The sequence below is a fragment of the Photobacterium sp. R1 genome (genome assembly GCF_054600795.1).
Window position 1 is genome coordinate 1 of record NZ_BAAHZP010000583.1, and the last position, 269, is coordinate 269.

At 52.0% G+C, this 269-nt stretch carries 1 protein-coding gene; it reads left to right on the top strand.

Annotation, left to right across the window (positions count from 1 at the left end; genetic code table 11):
• On the top strand, window positions 1–269 hold a 269-nt coding region (locus ACYP03_RS26375), incomplete at both ends, for a ribonuclease E/G (protein ID WP_459782720.1).

Here is a 269-nt window from a genome sequence, read left to right on the forward strand (position 1 = left end):
GGTCGATATTAATACCGGCGCGTTTGTCGGTCGCCGTAACCTGGAAGAGACTATCTTCAATACCAATATTGAAGCTACTAAAGCGATTGCACGTCAGTTACGCCTGCGCAACCTTGGCGGCATTATTATCATCGACTTTATCGATATGGCCTCTGAAGAGCACAGGCGCCGGGTGTTGACGGCTCTGGAGCAGGCGCTGTCTCACGACAGGGTGAAAACCAATATCAACGGATTTACCCAGCTCGGGCTGGTGGAGATGACCCGTAAGC